This window comes from bacterium (genome assembly GCA_022763185.1).
Lineage (GTDB): Bacteria > Bdellovibrionota_G > JALEGL01 > JALEGL01 > JALEGL01 > JALEGL01.
In genome coordinates this window covers 38,540-56,207 of sequence record JALEGL010000008.1, presented here as the reverse complement: position 1 = coordinate 56,207, position 17,668 = coordinate 38,540, and the positions used below count along the sequence as shown (strand labels likewise).

Sequence of the window (17,668 nt, the reverse complement as noted above, 5' to 3'; positions counted from 1 at the left end):
CCTATGTCTAATGCATTTTATCAAAGCCCTTACCCTATCAACGAACCCGTTCTTGATTATGCTCCTGGGTCTAAAGAAAAAGAAGACTTTTTAGCAACCTTGACCAAAATGAAGTCACAGCAAGATAAAATTTGCATGACCATCAATGGGGAAAAAGTTTCCACATCTAACACCATTGACATGGTCTCTCCTTACAATCTAAAACAAACAATTGGACAGTACTGCAAAGGTAATCAAGAACATGTAGAACAAGCAGTTTCCGCTGCATTAGCTGCAAAAAACTCTTGGGAAAATATGCCTTGGCAAGACAGAGCAGCCATTTTTTTAAAGGCAGCTGATCTTATCAGTGGCCCTTATAGACATCAAATGAATGCAGCAACCATGCTTTGCCAATCAAAAAATATTTATCAAGCAGAAATTGATGCTGTTGCAGAACTTGCTGATTTTTTACGTTTTAATGTGCATTACATGACGCAAATATATCAAGATCAACCACAAAGCAGTGACACCGTATGGAATCAAATGGAATACAGACCCTTAGAAGGCTTTGTTTTTGCTCTTACACCTTTTAACTTTACAGCCATTGCAGGTAACTTACCCAGCTGTCCGGCTATGTTAGGCAATACTGTGGTTTGGAAACCAGCAGAAAGCCAAATCTATTCAGCTGCCTTAACCATGAAAATTTTTGAAGAAGCTGGCTTACCCAAAGGGGTTATTAATTTAATCTTTGTTAGCGGTAAAGATGCCGGTGAGGTTATTTTTAATCATGCTGATTTTGCTGGTCTTCATTTTACTGGCAGTACTGAAGTCTTCCAAAATTTATGGAAAACCATTGGTAATAACATTCAAAACTACAAAAGTTATCCAAGAATTGTAGGTGAAACCGGCGGAAAAGATTTTGTCATGGTTCATCCCAGTGCCAACCCGGAACAAGTCGTTACGGCTTTATCAAGAGGTGCTTTTGAATTTCAAGGTCAAAAGTGCTCGGCGGCATCACGAGCCTATATACCTGAATCCATGTGGCCTACCGTTAAAGAAAATTTACAAGCTGATGTTGCTTCCATGAAAATGGGATCACCTGAGGATTTTTCTAATTTTGTCAATGCAGTTATAGATGAAAAAGCGTTTGATAAAATTGCTGGCTATATTGACACCATTAAAAAATCTAATGACGCGCAAATTATTGCAGGTGGTGAATACAGTAAAGAAGAAGGTTACTTTATTCAACCCACGGTTGTTGTTGCCAACGACCCACATTTTTTAAGCATGGAAGAGGAAATTTTTGGTCCTGTATTAACCATCTATGTGTATAAAGATGCTGACTATGATCAAACACTACAGCTTGTAGATCAAACCTCTCCTTATGCCTTAACTGGAAGTATTTTTGCCAAAGATAGACATATTATAGAAAAAAGCAGCAAAGCCCTTAAGTATGCTGCGGGTAACTTCTACATCAATGATAAGCCTACTGGCGCAGTGGTTGGACAACAACCTTTTGGTGGAGCAAGAGGCTCAGGAACCAATGATAAAGCCGGTTCCATTTTAAACTTATACCGATGGTTATCACCCAGAACCATTAAAGAAAGTTTTACTGCACCAAGCAATTACCGTTACCCCTTCTTAGGCTAAACAATTTACAAGTACCCAAAGGTACCGGCTACCTTTGGGTACATAGAAAGATTTTGAGCTATGGCCATACACACATTTTTTCCAAGCTATGTTTATCAAGCTGCCTTACAAGATAAAGGGGCAACTGCATTCAATAAAACTCTGCTGAAAGAATGTTATCAGGTTAAAGATTACGATATAGAAGGGCAAGAGTGGTCAAAAAATGCTTATATAGGGGGCTACACCTCTTATTCTAGCATGGATAACCTGCACCAGTTTTCTTCTACCTTTCATGACTTAGAAAGCGCAATCAGACCGCATGTGCAAAAATACTTAAAAAAACTGCATTACGATATCTCAATAAAACAACTGGGAATGACGGACTGTTGGATCAATATTATGCCTGCAGCTGTCACCCACAGCCAGCATATACATCCCTTGTCATTAATCAGTGGAACCTATTATGTTCAAACTCCAAAAAACTCAGCGGCCATCAAGTTTGAAGATCCACGTTTATCAAGAATGATGGCCTGCCCACCAAAAAAGAATACCTGTCCTAACAAAGATTTAAATCACATCTCAATAAGCCCAAAAGCAGGTGATCTTATCTTGTTTGAGAGTTGGCTTGGACATGAAGTACCGGCGTCTCACAATAAAAAAGACAGGGTTAGCATTAGTTTTAACTATGCTTGGACATAAATATAATCCATCTCCCCTGCCATCACACAGTATCAATCACTTCAATTTTATTTATAAGCCTTAAACGTCTCTGTTTCTGACCGTTAAGACCGGACATGGACAATCACGTAATACTTGTTCTGTGACACTGCCTAAAAACATTCGCTGCAAACCTTTTCTTGCATGCGAAGGCATGATCACAAGATCGATATCGTTATTTTTTACAAAATCCACGATCTCTTCAGAAATACTTAAACCTTTGCGAACATGCGTGGATATCTTGCTGTTTCCTTTTTCGTAAAAAAACTCTTTTTTTATCACTTCCATATCTTGTTTGGCCGCTTCAGCTATTTCATCAGATAGATTGGCAGGGATCCCCAGGTGTCTACCAGAATACAAATAGGTATCAGAGATATCCACCACATTGAGTAAATAAAAGTTGGATTCAGTAAACTCATGGGTATGGAGCAGCTCTTTTAAAAAAAGTTTAGATGTATCGTTAAACTCTATGGGAAGTAAAATATTTTTAAAATTCATACAGCCTCCTTTTGACTTTTGAAGAAAGCATAACAAAAAAATAAAGTTATTCAATGAGATATATCATGGTTTTTTTTGTCTATTCTATAGCATAGCATGCGCTTATTTTAAGGTATTAGGCCCTAAAAACTTTATGGGAACTTTTTTTTCATTCTCGTCAACATGTATTTTAACATTCACTTCAAACTCTTTCTTGTACATATCTTTATTTAAAACCAAAAACAGAGGTATACGCTTATCTTCATTCTTTTTTAGGACAATTGATTTAAAAGGCATGATACTTTCAAGTTGTTTTTGCTCTGACTCAACATCAATAGTGTAACGTTGTTCTTGTGCAGATTTATTAATTATGTGAATTTCAAAAGCATTTCTAATTTGACCGGCTTCGAGTATGTATGGTCTATCACTCAACCTTAATAAATTGGCCTCAAAATTTTGCCGATTTCTTAAAAAAACAGAAAACACTAAAAAACCAATAAGTAAAAGGACCATATAAACGTAGATTCTTGGTCGCAGTAGCTTTGTTTTTTCACCATTAAAACCATTGTAGGAATCGTAACGAATAAGCCCTTTGGGTTGATTGGTTTTTTCCATGATTTCATCACAAGCATCAATACAATTTGCACAGCCTATGCACTCCATTTGCATACCTTGACGTATATCTATTCCGGTAGGGCAAACAACAACACATCGACCACAGTCTATGCAGGCGCCTCTATTTTCATCTTTTAGCTTTCCTCTAGGTTCTCCTCTTTTTTCATCGTAACCAATTACAAACGTATCATCATCGGTGAGCGCTGACTGTAATCGACCATAAGGACAAATGATTAAGCAAAGCTGCTCTCTGAACCAAGCAAAGTTACCATAAAAAATGAAGCTTAAAATTAATCCCCACAAAAACACATTTGGATGGGTTGAGGGCCCATGCTGCCATAGATCTATATAATAACTGTGCGGAACAAAGTAAGAAATAAAACCAAAAGCAAATAACAAAGAAACCAAAGCATACAAAAAGTATTTGAGCCCCTTCTTCATTATTTTTTCTTTATTCCAAGCTGACTTTTCCAAAATAAGTTGCTGGTTTTTTGGACCTTCTATCCAACGCTCAATTTTTCTATAAACGCCTTCTAAAATAACGGTTTGTGGACATAGGTATCCACACCAGACACGTCCAAACAGAGCCGTAATAAAAAACAAAGAAAAGGCTAAACCGGTAACAATAAAAAAGATCAGATATACGTCTTGGGCATTAAAAACAAAGCCTGCAATATTGAAAACCCGTTGATCAACTTGCAAAAGCAAGAAGCGTTCTCCACCAAACTTAAGCAATGGAATAACAAAAAAAATAATAATGATAAGTGTAAAGGTTTTATTTTTAAATCGGGTAAAAAAACCTTTAACATCCGCCAACCTTATTTTAGGTCTACTCCCATCTTTTTGAATAGATGATTTATGTGTATATTCTGGCGATTGCATCCCGCACCTTACCTTAATGTTTGAACATTTTAAGTTATTTATTCTGTGGCACTAGCCTTTTATAATGTCCCCTTGCGGTTCTTTAGCATTATCAGGATTACTTCCCTCTAAACTGATAACATAAGCAGCAAGTTCATGAATGGTACTTTCTGATAAAACACCTTTCCATGCGGTCATCCCTTTTTCAAGAACACCTTGGTTAATGGTATGAATAATTTTACTGGGCTCATAGCCATGAATCCAAGCTGCATCCGTTAAGTTGGGGCCAATGCCTCCCTCTCCATTTGCACCATGACAAACTTGACAGTTGGTTACATAAGCTTCTTTTGCACGAGCGATAACTGCTGCGTCATTTGCCATAGCAATAATATCTTCATCACTGACATCTTTTTGAAGACTTGCCAATTTTTGCTCGTGTTTTTCTAAAGCTTGTGAGTACTCAATTTCTTGAGGGTCTTTATCAGTAAACACATAGTACTTTGTCCAATAAACAAAAGAAAAAATAATTGTTAAATAAAATGTTACCAACCACCAGTTGGGGAGATTGTTGTCATACTCTTCAATCCCATCATAACTGTGACCTTCTATCTTTTTATCTTGTTCATCACTCATTGTTTTAACTCCTCATAAAAAAGGACGGTTGACTCATTGGTCAATTTCTCTTTATTTTTTTTACTAAAAACATAGGCTAAAACACCCAAAAAAACAGCTCCAGTGAACAGCTGCGCAACAAGTGCTAAGTTCAACCAAGCATTTTCTGTTAATATTTCTTTTAACATGCCTTATTACTCCTTTATGTTTTTGCGATCGACACCCAGTTTTTGTAAGTATGCAATCAATGCCACAAGCTCACTATCGGCAGATGTATCAACCTCATCTTGTGCAAGAAGGTCATCTACAATAGACTGTGCTTGTTCAGCCGCTAGCTGTTCAGCATTATTGATCATGTCTTGACTGTAATCAACGCCAAGTTTTTTTAAGGCACGCATCTTATATGTAAGGCTGCTATAATCTGCTTTAGAGTGCTCAAGAAACTCGTAGCTGGGCATATTAGAGCCTGGTGAAGTAGATCTTGGGTTAATCATATGCTTATAATGCCACAAGTTTGGATATTTTTTTCCAACCCTTGCCAAGTCTGGACCTGTTCTCTTTGATCCCCAAAGATGAGGAAAGTCATTGGCAAACTCCCAAGCTTCAGACTTATGACCGTAACGCATACTTTCAGACAGTAAGCTACGCACCATTTGCGTGTGACAGTTATTACAGCCTTCTCGTATATAAATATCTCTCCCAACCAATTCCAAGGGTTTATATACAGATGCTTTATGTTTCATGGGTACGGCCTTATCAACCATAACGGCAGGAATGATTTGTGCCATGCCACCAATTAAAACCGCAATCAAGGTAAAAACCGTAAACAGTAAGGCTTTTCCCTCTAAGGCTCTATGCCAACTGACTTTCTCTTTTCTTGCACTGAGAAAGGTAAAGATGGCTGCCACGGTAAAAATAATCGCCAGACCTATCCATACAAAATAATGTAATAAGCTTTTGGTTAGCAACCCAAACATCAACACCAAGCCCAAAATGACCACCATAGAAATTGGACTGAATACTATTTTTTTCCAAGACAAATCTTCTTCAGCTTTTTCTTCTTCAACAACTTGAATTTTATAGTCAGTGGCTTGCCCTTGTCTGGCTGTCTTAAACAAGTTAATGATCATCATGATAAAGGTGACCAAATACAAAGTACCACCGATCAAACGCATCATGTACATCAAGTGACTTTTGGTAATAGCCTCAAGAAAGTTAGGGTACAATAACGTGCCTTCAGCATTAAGTGCACGCCACATCAAACCTTGTGTTAAGCCACTGGCCCACATTGCAGCTACATAAAGTAGAATACCAAATAAGCCAATCCAGAAATGAAAGTTAGCCCAGGATTTTGACCAAAGCTTGGTGCCATACAAACGCGGGATTAACCAATACAACATTCCTGCAGCCATAAAACCATTCCAACCCAAAGCGCCGCCATGCACATGACCAATAATCCAATCTGTACTGTGAACCAATCCATTGAATGATTTAATAGATAGCATGGGGCCTTCAAAGGTTGCCATTCCATAAAAAGTAATGGCTGCTGCAAAGAATTTGACCACTGGATCTGTTCTGAGTTTATCCCATGCCCCGCGCAAGGTTAATAAACCGTTGATCATTCCGCCCCAACTGGGTGCCCATAACATCACACTAAAAATCACACCCAGACTTTGTGCCCAACTAGGAAGTGCTGAATATAAAAGGTGATGCGGTCCTGCCCAAATATACATAAAAACCAAGGCCCAAAAGTGAACAATGGATAAGCGATACGAGTACACAGGACGCTCAACAGACTTTGGAACAAAATAGTACATGATACCCAAAATAGGTGTGGTCAAGAAAAACGCTACGGCATTGTGTCCATACCACCACTGAACCAAAGCATCCTGTACACCTGAAAAAACAGAGTATGACTTGGTCAATGAAACCGGCAAACTCATATTGTTAACCAAATACAAAATAGCTACAGTTACGATAGATGCAATATAGAACCAGATTGCCACATAAATATGCTTTTCTCTACGCTTGGCCAAGGTCCAAAAAAAGTTAATGGCAAAAATAACCCAAACAATCACCACCAAAATATCAATAGGCCACTCTAATTCAGCATATTCTTTAGATTGGCTCAAGCCCAAGGGCAAAGTTATTGCCGCTAAAACAATGATCAGTTGCCAACCCCAAAAATGCAACTTACTCAACAGATCACTGGCCATCCGTGTTTTTAACAGCCGTTGCGTTGAATAATAAATCCCAGCAAACATCATATTACCTACAAAAGCAAAAATCACAGCATTGGTATGCAAAGGTCTTAATCGACCAAAGCTAAGATACGGTCCAAAATTGGTTTGCCAAAAAGCGATTTGCAAAGCCACAATCACTCCAACCAACATCCCTACAGCACCCCAAATCATGGTCGCCCAAGAAAACTGTCTTACAATCGAATCATCAAAATGAATCTCTTTACTGTTCACGCTCTATCTCACTTTCTTCATCATCAAATGGTAACCACACTGAATCATCCATATGCTCGTACTCTGCATTTTTGACAGTGAATACAAAAAAGTATCCTGCCAGTAAGATGATTGCTATGCCAATTGCGATGAGTAATATCAATATATTCATAATAAAAAGATGATTTGTATCAGGTTTTTTTAATTTGTTTGGATGAAATCACCAAGACTGCAATTGAAAAAGCGGGCATGATGATTGCCGCCTCTAAAGGTCCTATCCATCCTACTGTAGCTAACCCTGCCACCAACACGTTATACACCAAAGCTAAACTATAATTAAAATAAACCAATTTTTTCCATACTTTTCCACATTCAAAAAAATCTTTTAGCCACAATAATGAAAAAGGTTTAAAGCTGAAACTTGCACTGCTTGCAGCCACCAAGCTTTGTGACAAACTTGCGCCAGAAATATATGCCGCTTGCATGGCTTCAAGATCATTGAGACCATCCCCTAAATACAAGGTTTTTTCCTGACTTAACCTTTTTCTTACCCAGTCTAGCTTTTCTTGCGGTAAGCATTCATATCGAACATTTTCTTCATTGATATGAAGTTTTTTTGCAACCTTTAACACCGCTGCTTTTTTGTCTCCACTAAGAAGGTACAGTTTATTAGTTTGTTTTAAGTCTTTAATGACAGCTTCACTATCTTTAAGTAAAACTTCACTGAACTTAAAATCACAAAGCTTTTTTTGATTTTTCATAAACACAACCAAAGGTTCATCACTGGTTTTGTCTTTTCCTAGATAGTAGTGTTGCCCTTTAAAAGTAAAAAATAGCCCTTCACCAATTTTCTCTGTCACTTCAAGATCCAATAAAGTTAATCCCTCTTCTAGCAAACGATTAAAAATCTGCTGACTAAACGGATGTTTGCTTTGCGCAACTGCACTAAACAACACTGTTTTTTCTTCATTGGCTAGTTGATGATATGATGGACTTTTACTGATTTTTTTATTTAAAAAAGTGAGCGTCCCGGTTTTATCAAATACGATCGCCGTTATTTTTGCGATTGCACTCAATGTTTGACCATTTTGTATGTACACCCCTTTACTAAAAAGCTTTTGCTGTAAAATAAACTGTACAATAGGCAAAGTTATCCCAATTGCACAAGGACAAGTGATGACACTGATGGTTACAACAGATAAAAAAGCCTGTTCAAAGCCATTATTCATTATATTGTAGCTAAAAGATAGTGTGAGCAATAGCAAAACAAAAAGAGTGTAGTACTTGGAAAAATCTAAAGAACTAATTTCTCCACCATATTCGGATTGACTGACTGTAGATGATAACGTTTTTAATCTGGAGTTTTCAAAGTTTTCCAAACTTTCTAAATGGATCATCTGTAAGCCAATGTATCTTGCTCCAGCACAAACCACATCACCTTTTGATTGATGAATCACATCACTTTCACCACTAATCCACTGGTAATCAAACTCTAAAAGATTCGGATCAATGACTTTACTTTCTGTAGGAACGATATCCCCTGATCTTAAAACCAGTTTGTCTCCTTTTTTAACCTCAGAAAAGTCAATGCTATCTAAAGTCTTGTCGGATAATAATTTTAAAACTTTCAAGCCTTTAAAATTAACTGAATTTAATATACTTGCTCTACTTTTCTCTAACCAACGCTCTTGTAAAAACCGTCCCAATAACATCAACGCTATAAACACACTCATGCTATCAAAATATGTTTTTTCTGCATAACCCAAAAAAAATGCTGCCCAAGAGCCAAAAAAGGAAAGTACAATGCCCAAAGTAATAGGGATATCAAAATGAAAAATTTTATTTTTTATTGCACGGAAGGTTTTTTTAAAAAAATAACTCCCTCCAACAAAAAATGAAACCGTTGCAAAGCCCATAATTAAAGCTTGCACAAAATCATACAATAGTCCGTCTTGTTTATTTAGCCCGGTATAAATGGCAAAATTCAGTCCCATGATGTTTATCGCAAGCAGCGTACAAACACCTAAACGAATCAACAGTCCTCTATTTTTATGCGTAACTTTTTCTTCAAACGAAACATTATAGCCTAAAGATTGAATGGTTTTTAAAAATTCTTTGGTTTTTTCAAAATCAGGGGTCTGATTAATGATATGAATGCTTGAAGCGACGGTATTAACATTAACTTTTAAATCATGTTTTTTAGCTACTTTTTTTATCAACCAAACACAGGCTGAGCACTGGATACCTTCTACATGAAAAATCAGTCTCTGTTTGTGTTCTGCGTAAAATGTTTCAAAACCTTCTAAATTATTTTTACGCAAATCATCTTTTACAAAAGGATTAAAGTCCGCATCTTTGAGTTGGTAAAAGTTTTTTAACCCTAATTCATGAATCAAGCCATACACATGCTCACAACCTGTACAACAAAAACGATACTCCTGGCTCTTTTTTAACTGTATGCTCCTTGGAATAGGCAATTCACAATGCAAACATTGTTCAGGTTGCACTTCAAGCGCTTCATTGTGTTTTTTCAATACTTGTGCCATGCCAAACGTCTTCTAACCCTATTCCAATAAAACAAACCATGAGAAATATCATGTTTTTTTCATAAAATTTGCGTATAAGCATTTTTATGGAACACGGTGTACACCATGCAGCTGAATTAACCAGTTACTCTTCTTTTTTTGTACTGGGCTTCTTAACAAGCTTTCATTGCGTTGGTATGTGTGGCCCCATAGCCATGCTTTTTATCTCTGACAATGACTCTGCAGTCAAAGAAAGTATAAAGTATAATTTTTCGCGTTTGATTTCCTACATTGTTATTGGAACTGTACTTTACTTTATTGGCGCTAGCTTTTTAACACCGCAGCTTAAAAAAATAAGTGCTGTTTTTCTGATCATTGTCATATTAAGCAATAGTCTTTTTAAACTTTTTTCTACCCCTTTGTTTATTAAAAAACTGTTCATCCAGTTGCAAAGCTCAGCCATAAAAGTATTCCCTAAAAAGCACAAAAGCGTTGGTGTGGGTCTTTTTTCAGGTATTTTTCCCTGCGGCATGCTTTACGCGGCTTATATTGCTGCTCTAACCACACCCAACATTAAAACAGCCCTTGTAAGCCTAAGCATTTTTGCAATTGGAACCATGCCTATGTTGTTTGGCGTTAATATTTTGGGTTTAAAGTTTTTTAAGTCTTTATCTAGAAAAAACCAACAATACGTTTACCATGCCTTGGCAGGCGTATCTTTACTGTTTATTTTTATGATGAACTTTATGCACTCTCATGGAGGGGCACACAACCATTAAACTTCAGCAACCTGCCTTATGTCTTCAATTTTTTTTATGTAAATCTTTTTGGCTACCAATTTAACATAACCCATGGTTTTAAATTCAGATAACGCTCGCATAACAGACTCTGGTGTAGTTGAAACCATAGCTGCCATATCCGAGCGGGTGAGCTGAATATCTAAATAACGACCATTTTCTGTATCTTTACCGTGCGTGGAATTGAGAATAAATAAAAGTTTGGCTATCCTTTGTTGTACATCTTTATTTTGAATATCATTCAGTCTGTTTTCAAAGTCGTGTAAATCTTGCGTCATCTGTTGAATAACTTTTAAGGCAAGGTCAGAATTTTGCTGGATTAAACTGCTTATAAAATTTTTATCCACCAAACAAAGTTCCGAATCCTGCATGGCTATGGCGGTAACATTGCAACTTTGCTTTGAAATCACATCATAGACTCCTATCGCTTCTCCTGGACTTATGATTTTATACAGTGTTTCTTTTCCTTCAGCACCATTTTTAACCAACTTGACTTGTCCAGAAACAATACAAAAAACTCCTGGACAGTCACTTTCTTCATAAAAAATGGTCTGACCTTTTTTGTAATGATGATTACTTTTATGTAAATCCAGCTGTTTAAGGTGCTTTTCTGCCAGATCAGAAAAAATACCATTCATTCTTGATGGGCAGGTTAAACAACTGACTTTGTTGTGTGCATGACATGCTTTATAGGCTGCACTGTTTTCCATAAACATGATCTATATCATGTTTATAAATAAAGGCACTAAAAAAACTAAAGACTTGTTGTAACTTTGGTTACTTTTTATTAACCATTAAGCCAAGCACAAAGCCAATACCCGCCGCTATACCTAGAGCTTTTACAGGATCTTTCTGAGTAGCTTCAACAACATCCTTACCTAAATCCTGTGTTTTTTGATTGACTTGTTTGGCTGTTTCTTCAAGTTTTGGCTTTAGCCCAGAAATAACATCGCCCAATTCTTCATATTCTTTTAAGAACAGGGTTTGTAAATCGTCTTTTTGTTCCTGAGCGGCTTCTTTAAGTAAATCAAGCGCTTTTTTAATTGATGAAATATTTTTTGCCATGGTTACCTCTCTAACTTATTATTGATCTTTATCTATTTCTATATAGGATAAAATTTCATTTATTCTAAGTAATTTTATCCAAAACCATTGTGAACACACTGTAAAAACTGTCAATACAATTGTTGTTATGCTTAGCAAGGCTAACCAAAACTGCGGACTTGCAACGTAATTACTCTCATTTGGGAAAATAACCAAAAAATAAACCATAGAATACACTGCAGATAACATCATCAACGAAAAAGCCGCCATAGTCCAGATAAATAGTTTACGGACTTGCATCCCCAGCTCTATATACTTTGCTGCACATTGAGCTTGATAACGCTTAGTTTTATAGCTAATCATAGGTTTTATAATGTATTGAAAAAAAATCATGGTTTTGTATAAATAGTTTAACTTCATTCATTACACTCCGTATTTTTTATATTCTTTTTACTTTAACTTGCAAACTAACTAAAGACAGCACATTAATTTATATTCTTGCTACACGAAATAAAAGAAGCTCAAGCTTCATCGTGATATCTGATCAAATCCGTCGGCGTAACCACTCCCAAAAGCCTATGACTGTTTCTCTCTACAATAAACACACGTGGATCTCTTGATTGATCTAACTTCTCAATTACAGTCCTAGCAGTTTCATCAATAAAAGCAATGCATGATTTCAATTTCATAACCTCATCTACTTTTTTCTGACCATGTTTTTTCTGCAACAATTCTAAATCAAAGTATGAAATGACGCCCAATAACAGCTTATCTTTACCCACCACAGGATAAACGCTGTGCTTACTTTGCCTTGCCTTTTGCCAAGCATTGATAACCAAGGTTCCAGACTTGATACAATCAATTTGCGTTACCATGATTTTGTCTACCGAGGTCATTTCAAAAGGGTCAACTCTAAAGTCTGTAGCAAACGGTAATTTCTTTTGCTGTAGATGTCTCGCATACAGCGAAAACTTACCAATTAAAACTACCGAGACCTGGTCAGCAACAACACAGGCAAACATAACTGGAAGAATAATGGAGTAGTTTCGGGTCATCTCAAACAAAATCACAATTGAAAAGAAAGTTCCCCGTGATACGGCAGCAAAAAAACTGCCCATCCCAACCAAAGCATACGCTCCATAAGGCATGGTGATATCAGGAAATAATGCGTGCACAAAAACACCATACAGGCCTCCAATCAAAGCTCCCATAAACAATGAAGGCGCAAAGACTCCTCCTGAACCGCCACTGCCCAGAGTTAAGCCAACTGAAATAATCTTTAACACACACAAAGGCAGCAACAAATAAACCGCTAGCTCTTGATGTAAGATAGCATTGGCGGCTTCATAGCCCCCACCATAAAGCTGTGGAAAAAAATAAGCCATCGTTCCCACCATTAGGCCACCAACCAACGCTCTCAACCAGGCATTCCTTAGTATATGTTTAATTTTACTTTCTACCCATTCAATTCCATTGACAAAACAATAGGCTCCAACTGCCGTGATAATCCCAAGAAACAAATAGAAAACAATCTCTGTATTGGTTTTAAGAGAAAAAGTCTGAACAAGAAATGCAGGTTGATTACCCAAATAATAGCGTGAAATTAAGGTTGCAAAAACGGTAGATACCACCAGTGGAATAAATGATTTAGCTCGCCATTCTAATAAAATCAATTCAATAGCAAAAATTACACCGGCAATCGGTGTGTTAAAGGTCGCTGCAATTCCGGCTGAAGCACCACAGGCAACCAAAATTTTTAAATTTTGTTGTTTAAGGCCTAAACTTTGCCCCAAAAAAGAACCAATCGCTGCACCAATTTGAACAATAGGTCCTTCTCTTCCCAAACTACCACCAGAACCAATGGTCAAACTTGAGGCTAAGGTTTTCACTAAAGCCACAGGTTTACGAATGACGCCAGACTTATGTTGAACAGCCTCTATAACTTCAGGAACTCCGTGTCCCCTTGCTTCTGAAGCAAATTTTTCAATCAATGTATGGGATAAAATAAAACCAAATACCGGCAGCAAAATAAACCATATTTCTCGGCTTTGCTCTAAGTGATCTATGAGTGTAAAGTCAATCTGATGCTTAAATAGAATATTTTGCACAAAGGCAATCATTGCCCTAAAAGCAATGGCCCCAAACGCCGAGACAACGCCAACACCCAAAGCATAAATATTCAATCGATAATTAAACTGTTGATCTACTCTATCCATAAAACCCAGTAACAGGCCCCTACTATGCTTTACTTAATTCGTCTAGAGGCTTTTATTTAACTTCAATTTAAAACACTTTTTTTATAGTTTCTTTCATGGCATGGACTTTCATCAGGTAATTGTTTTTTTGTTTTTCAGCTGATTCAGCACCAATCACTTTTTTTTCTTGAAACACTCTGAGCACATCATCAATGATTTCTACTCCACTGGATTCCGTATAGAATAGACTGGTTCTTCTCATCATGTAATCTTCAAGGGTTTTACAATGTTCATGCTCAATGGAGTAAGCAAGCTCTTGAGGATAGTAAGGAAAATTTTTATTCCAAGGCTTAATATCATCTTTAGATTGTGTTTTAAAATAAGGTTGTAGTTTTTGCCAATGCTTACCATAACGTTTTAAAAGGTTTTGCGCATGTGCTGCATGAATGCCTAATTTTTTGACGATAGCTTCTTTGTTGCTTTCAATAAATTGTTCTAAGCTCTGCTCAGGTGAATTTGAAAGCGGATGCCTGCGTGAATCACATTGCTGTTCTTTATTTAAGTAGCGCAGAACTTGATCAACAACTTTCTCAGCGACTTCTCTAAAAACAGTGTATTTACCGCCAACAATATTCCACATGCCCTTTAATGTAGGTTCAATTTTATAGCCCCTGGATAGCTCTTGGCTACTTTTTGCACTTTTCATCACCAAAGGCCTAACACCTGCCATTAAGGCAACTGGCTTTAGTTGACTTAAATAATCGGTCTTAAGATAGTGTTGTAAAGCATGCTTTAAATACTCAACATCATTCTGATTTGCCTTTATTTGCTCTAGACTTTGATTGTATTCGGTATCGGTTGTGCCTACTAAAATTCTATTTTTTTTCCATGGTAAAATAAAAAAGATCCTTTTTTCATTGGGAACTTCCAGTAAAAAAGCTTCTTTTAAACAAAGTTCTGTTTCAAAGACAACATGAACCCCTTTACCAAACTTTACTTTATAGCGTGACGCATGCTCTATTTTTTGATCTACAACATTAACCCATGGTCCAGCAGCATTGACGACTGTTCTTGTGGTCACGGTATGACTTAAGCCCATAGATTTCAGTTGAAGACTATAACCCTTGTGATTTTTTTTTATACGGCTTACTTCAGTATAGTTTTTACAATTCACCCCTTTACTTTGTGCATCCAGCAACCAATCTAGACCCAGCCTAAAGTCATCGGTTCTGGCATCATAATAGTAAGCTGCTTTTTTAAAGTCCTCTTTGAAGATGCTATATTTTTTTTGAATAATCTCTCCGTTTTCGACTCCAAAAGAACCAATATTTTTTTTCCCAGCCAACAGTTTATACATCCATAGACCAACTCGATACAAAAAAAACGACCGTTGATTGTTACTATAGTCTGGAATAAAAAACTTTAGCGGATAGACCGCATGCCGCGCGCTATCCAAGATTATTTTTCTTTCATTCAGCGCTTCATGGACAAGGCTCAACTCTAAGGACTCCAAATACCTTAATCCGCCATGAATAAGTTTGGAGCTTTGACTGCTGGTTGCATGTAAGAAGTCTTCTTTTTCACATAATAAAACCTTTAAGCCCTGCAACACGGCTTCTCTTGCAACACCAGCCCCTTGTATACCACCACCAACAACAACCAAATCATAATCTGTTTTTTGCATGTATAAAGCAGTCTAATGGCTTTATTCTTTTGGGTACAGTATTTTATGACTTACAGTGAATCGCTTTTTAAAATAAACAACTGACCTGTATTATTTTTTTATCTTCATAAGATTTGCTATACCTTTATTATGAGCACAATAAAAACATACTCTCCATCCAATCACATTCAAAAAAATGCCCATATTGAATCTATGACCAGGTATCAGGAGCTTTACCAACAATCCATTAATGATCCAGAACGCTTTTGGCATGAACAAGCTCAAAGTATTTCCTGGTTTAAAGATTATCAACAGGTTAAAAAAATCAATTTCAATGAAGCCAAAATAAAATGGTTTACCGGCGGTAAACTCAATGCCTGTTACAACTGTGTTGATAGGCATGTTGAAGCTGGCTTAGGGCAAAAAACTGCCCTGATCTGGGCCAAAGATGAAGCAGGTCAGTATGAGCACATCAATTACCAAACACTCTTAGAAAAAGTCAGTCAACTGGCCAATGTACTCAAATCTCAAGGTGTTCAAAAAGGTGATCGAGTATGCATTTACATGCCCATGGTACCCCAAACCATTTATGCCATGCTTGCCTGTGCTAGACTTGGGGCCATTCATTCAGTCGTTTTTGCTGGTTTTAGTAGTGAGGCATTAAGAGATAGAATCGTAGACTCGGGTAGCAAGGTTTTATTAACTGCCAATGAAGGCTTACGCGGTGGCCGCACAATTCCACTAAAAGACATTGTTGACCAAGCCTTAGATGGACAAGATATTGTGCAAAGTGTGTTGGTATACCAACACACAGCAACAGCGGTCAACATGCAAAAAGGTAGAGACCTTGACTTAACTGAGCAGATGCAAAAACAAAACACTGCTTGTCCAATAGAGTGGATGGACAGTGAAGACCCTTTATTTATTCTATACACATCTGGGAGTACCGGTAAACCTAAAGGGCTTTTACATACAACCGGCGGTTACATGGTGTATACTTCAAACACCCATAAATGGGTCTTTGACTATCATGAACAGGATATTTACTTTTGCGCCGCTGATGTCGGCTGGATTACGGGGCACTCTTATATTGTTTATGGCCCTTTAGCCAATGCAGCAACAACGGTTATTTTTGAATCAACACCGGTTTATCCCAATGCTGGCCGCTATTGGCAAATCGTTGAAGAGTTAAAAGTTTCTCTGTTCTATACCGCTCCCACTGCTCTAAGAGCTATTGCTGCTGAAGGAAATGCATGGGTTACGCAACATAACAGGGCAAGCCTACGTATTTTAGGCAGTGTTGGAGAACCCATCAATCCAGAAATTTGGAAATGGTATTATGACATAGTCGGTGAAAAACGCTGCGCTATTGTTGATACCTGGTGGCAAACCGAAACCGGTGGCATTCTTATTTCACCGCTTCCTGGAGCCACCCCCACCAAACCCGGCTGTGCAACCCTGCCTTTATTTGGCATCAAGCCAGAAATCTTAGATAAAAATGGTCAAACAATTGAGGGAGCTGGCGAAGGGGCACTATGCATTGCTGATTCTTGGCCTGGGCAAGCTCGCACGATTTACAAAAACCATGATCGCTTCTATGAAACGTATTTCTCACAATACAAGGGCTATTACTTTAGCGGTGATGGCGCAAAAAGAGATGCTGACGGCTATCTTTGGATCACAGGTAGAATGGATGATGTCATCAACGTTTCTGGCCATCGCCTGGGAACAGCAGAAATAGAAAGTGCTATTGTTGAACACCATGATGTTGCCGAGTCTGCAGTTATTGGCATTCCTCATGACATCAAAGGTACAAGCATTTATGCCTATGTTGTTTTAAATCATACCTCCACTGAGCATAATGCAGAGCAATGGTCTGATCTTATCAAGAATCAAGTCAAAACTTTGATTGGATCCTTTGCAAAACCTGAGCACGTACACATTTGCAAGGCTCTTCCTAAAACCAGAAGCGGAAAAGTGATGCGCAGGCTTTTAAGAAAAATTGCACACAAAGATTTTGATACTTTGGGAGACACTTCAACTTTGGCCAATCCAGAATGCGTTGAAACCTTAATTGAACAACGCAAACAAATGGTTTAAC

General features: G+C 37.5%; 16 protein-coding genes. 4 read left to right on the top strand and 12 right to left on the bottom strand.

Annotation, left to right across the window (positions count from 1 at the left end; translation table 11 throughout):
• Window positions 1-3: 3 nt before the first annotated feature.
• Together pruA and MRY82_05350 are read left to right on the top strand one after the other, a co-directional pair.
• The gene (gene pruA / locus MRY82_05355; protein MCI5072352.1) at window positions 4-1,629 is read left to right on the top strand and encodes an L-glutamate gamma-semialdehyde dehydrogenase; all 1,626 of its coding nucleotides are present in this window, start codon (window positions 4-6) and stop codon (window positions 1,627-1,629) included.
• 60 nt (window positions 1,630-1,689) lie between these two features.
• Complete coding sequence (locus tag MRY82_05350; GenBank protein ID MCI5072351.1) at window positions 1,690-2,307, top strand: TIGR02466 family protein; 618 nt, start codon at window positions 1,690-1,692, stop codon at window positions 2,305-2,307.
• Between the two features lie 60 nt (window positions 2,308-2,367).
• Here the strand turns inward: MRY82_05350 and MRY82_05345 are convergent, their stop codons facing one another.
• The 7 genes from MRY82_05345 to MRY82_05315 all read right to left on the bottom strand — a co-directional run bounded on the left by MRY82_05345 (window position 2,368) and on the right by MRY82_05315 (window position 9,889).
• Window positions 2,368-2,823 (bottom strand): universal stress protein, encoded by a 456-nt coding sequence (locus MRY82_05345; protein MCI5072350.1) that lies wholly within the window; start codon window positions 2,821-2,823, stop codon window positions 2,368-2,370.
• Window positions 2,824-2,925: 102 nt separating this feature from the next.
• A complete protein-coding gene (gene ccoG / locus MRY82_05340; GenBank protein MCI5072349.1) occupies window positions 2,926-4,299 on the bottom strand; it encodes a cytochrome c oxidase accessory protein CcoG in 1,374 nt (457 codons plus the stop codon).
• Between the two features lie 51 nt (window positions 4,300-4,350).
• The gene (locus MRY82_05335; protein ID MCI5072348.1) at window positions 4,351-4,911 is read right to left on the bottom strand and encodes a c-type cytochrome; all 561 of its coding nucleotides are present in this window, start codon (window positions 4,909-4,911) and stop codon (window positions 4,351-4,353) included.
• The gene (locus tag MRY82_05330; GenBank protein MCI5072347.1) at window positions 4,908-5,078 is read right to left on the bottom strand and encodes a hypothetical protein; all 171 of its coding nucleotides are present in this window, start codon (window positions 5,076-5,078) and stop codon (window positions 4,908-4,910) included. The genes MRY82_05335 and MRY82_05330 overlap by 4 nt, the downstream gene beginning before the upstream one ends.
• A gap of 6 nt (window positions 5,079-5,084) precedes the next feature.
• A complete protein-coding gene (gene ccoN / locus MRY82_05325) occupies window positions 5,085-7,364 on the bottom strand; it encodes a cytochrome-c oxidase, cbb3-type subunit I (GenBank protein MCI5072346.1) in 2,280 nt (759 codons plus the stop codon).
• The gene (locus MRY82_05320; protein MCI5072345.1) at window positions 7,354-7,506 is read right to left on the bottom strand and encodes a hypothetical protein; all 153 of its coding nucleotides are present in this window, start codon (window positions 7,504-7,506) and stop codon (window positions 7,354-7,356) included. Before MRY82_05320 ends, ccoN begins: the two co-directional genes overlap by 11 nt.
• Window positions 7,507-7,534: 28 nt before the next feature.
• Window positions 7,535-9,889, bottom strand: a complete 2,355-nt coding sequence (locus MRY82_05315) for a heavy metal translocating P-type ATPase metal-binding domain-containing protein (GenBank protein MCI5072344.1) — start codon at window positions 9,887-9,889, stop codon at window positions 7,535-7,537.
• 86 nt (window positions 9,890-9,975) lie between these two features.
• Between MRY82_05315 and MRY82_05310 the strand changes: the two genes are divergently transcribed.
• Complete coding sequence (locus tag MRY82_05310; protein ID MCI5072343.1) at window positions 9,976-10,647, top strand: sulfite exporter TauE/SafE family protein; 672 nt, start codon at window positions 9,976-9,978, stop codon at window positions 10,645-10,647.
• Here MRY82_05310 and MRY82_05305 read toward each other — a convergent pair.
• From MRY82_05305 to MRY82_05285, 5 genes are all read right to left on the bottom strand, one after another.
• The gene (locus tag MRY82_05305) at window positions 10,644-11,381 is read right to left on the bottom strand and encodes a Crp/Fnr family transcriptional regulator (protein MCI5072342.1); all 738 of its coding nucleotides are present in this window, start codon (window positions 11,379-11,381) and stop codon (window positions 10,644-10,646) included. The genes MRY82_05310 and MRY82_05305 overlap by 4 nt on opposite strands.
• 61 nt (window positions 11,382-11,442) lie before the next feature.
• Window positions 11,443-11,730, bottom strand: coding sequence for a hypothetical protein (locus MRY82_05300; GenBank protein ID MCI5072341.1), 288 nt, complete (start codon window positions 11,728-11,730; stop codon window positions 11,443-11,445).
• Window positions 11,731-11,748: 18 nt separating this feature from the next.
• Complete coding sequence (locus MRY82_05295; GenBank protein ID MCI5072340.1) at window positions 11,749-12,129, bottom strand: hypothetical protein; 381 nt, start codon at window positions 12,127-12,129, stop codon at window positions 11,749-11,751.
• A 101-nt stretch (window positions 12,130-12,230) separates the two neighbouring features.
• Complete coding sequence (locus tag MRY82_05290) at window positions 12,231-13,925, bottom strand: chloride channel protein (GenBank protein MCI5072339.1); 1,695 nt, start codon at window positions 13,923-13,925, stop codon at window positions 12,231-12,233.
• A 67-nt stretch (window positions 13,926-13,992) separates the two neighbouring features.
• A complete protein-coding gene (locus tag MRY82_05285) occupies window positions 13,993-15,588 on the bottom strand; it encodes a glycerol-3-phosphate dehydrogenase/oxidase (GenBank protein ID MCI5072338.1) in 1,596 nt (531 codons plus the stop codon).
• Between the two features lie 129 nt (window positions 15,589-15,717).
• Between MRY82_05285 and acs the strand changes: the two genes are divergently transcribed.
• A complete protein-coding gene (acs, locus tag MRY82_05280) occupies window positions 15,718-17,667 on the top strand; it encodes an acetate--CoA ligase (GenBank protein ID MCI5072337.1) in 1,950 nt (649 codons plus the stop codon).
• Window position 17,668 lies beyond the last annotated feature (1 nt).

Bases quoted from the DNA above. Each gene is read 5' to 3' on its own strand.
- pruA (MCI5072352.1), top strand. From the start codon at position 4: ATGTCTAATGCATTTTATCAAAGCCCTTACCCTATCAACGAACCCGTT.
- MRY82_05350 (MCI5072351.1), top strand. From the start codon at position 1,690: ATGGCCATACACACATTTTTTCCAAGCTATGTTTATCAAGCTGCCTTA.
- MRY82_05345 (MCI5072350.1), bottom strand. From the start codon at position 2,823: ATGAATTTTAAAAATATTTTACTTCCCATAGAGTTTAACGATACATCT.
- ccoG (MCI5072349.1), bottom strand. From the start codon at position 4,299: ATGCAATCGCCAGAATATACACATAAATCATCTATTCAAAAAGATGGG.
- MRY82_05335 (MCI5072348.1), bottom strand. From the start codon at position 4,911: ATGAGTGATGAACAAGATAAAAAGATAGAAGGTCACAGTTATGATGGG.
- MRY82_05330 (MCI5072347.1), bottom strand. From the start codon at position 5,078: ATGTTAAAAGAAATATTAACAGAAAATGCTTGGTTGAACTTAGCACTT.
- MRY82_05315 (MCI5072344.1), bottom strand. From the start codon at position 9,889: ATGGCACAAGTATTGAAAAAACACAATGAAGCGCTTGAAGTGCAACCT.
- MRY82_05310 (MCI5072343.1), top strand. From the start codon at position 9,976: ATGGAACACGGTGTACACCATGCAGCTGAATTAACCAGTTACTCTTCT.
- MRY82_05305 (MCI5072342.1), bottom strand. From the start codon at position 11,381: ATGTTTATGGAAAACAGTGCAGCCTATAAAGCATGTCATGCACACAAC.
- MRY82_05300 (MCI5072341.1), bottom strand. From the start codon at position 11,730: ATGGCAAAAAATATTTCATCAATTAAAAAAGCGCTTGATTTACTTAAA.
- MRY82_05295 (MCI5072340.1), bottom strand. From the start codon at position 12,129: ATGAAGTTAAACTATTTATACAAAACCATGATTTTTTTTCAATACATT.
- MRY82_05290 (MCI5072339.1), bottom strand. From the start codon at position 13,925: ATGGATAGAGTAGATCAACAGTTTAATTATCGATTGAATATTTATGCT.
- MRY82_05285 (MCI5072338.1), bottom strand. From the start codon at position 15,588: ATGCAAAAAACAGATTATGATTTGGTTGTTGTTGGTGGTGGTATACAA.
- acs (MCI5072337.1), top strand. From the start codon at position 15,718: ATGAGCACAATAAAAACATACTCTCCATCCAATCACATTCAAAAAAAT.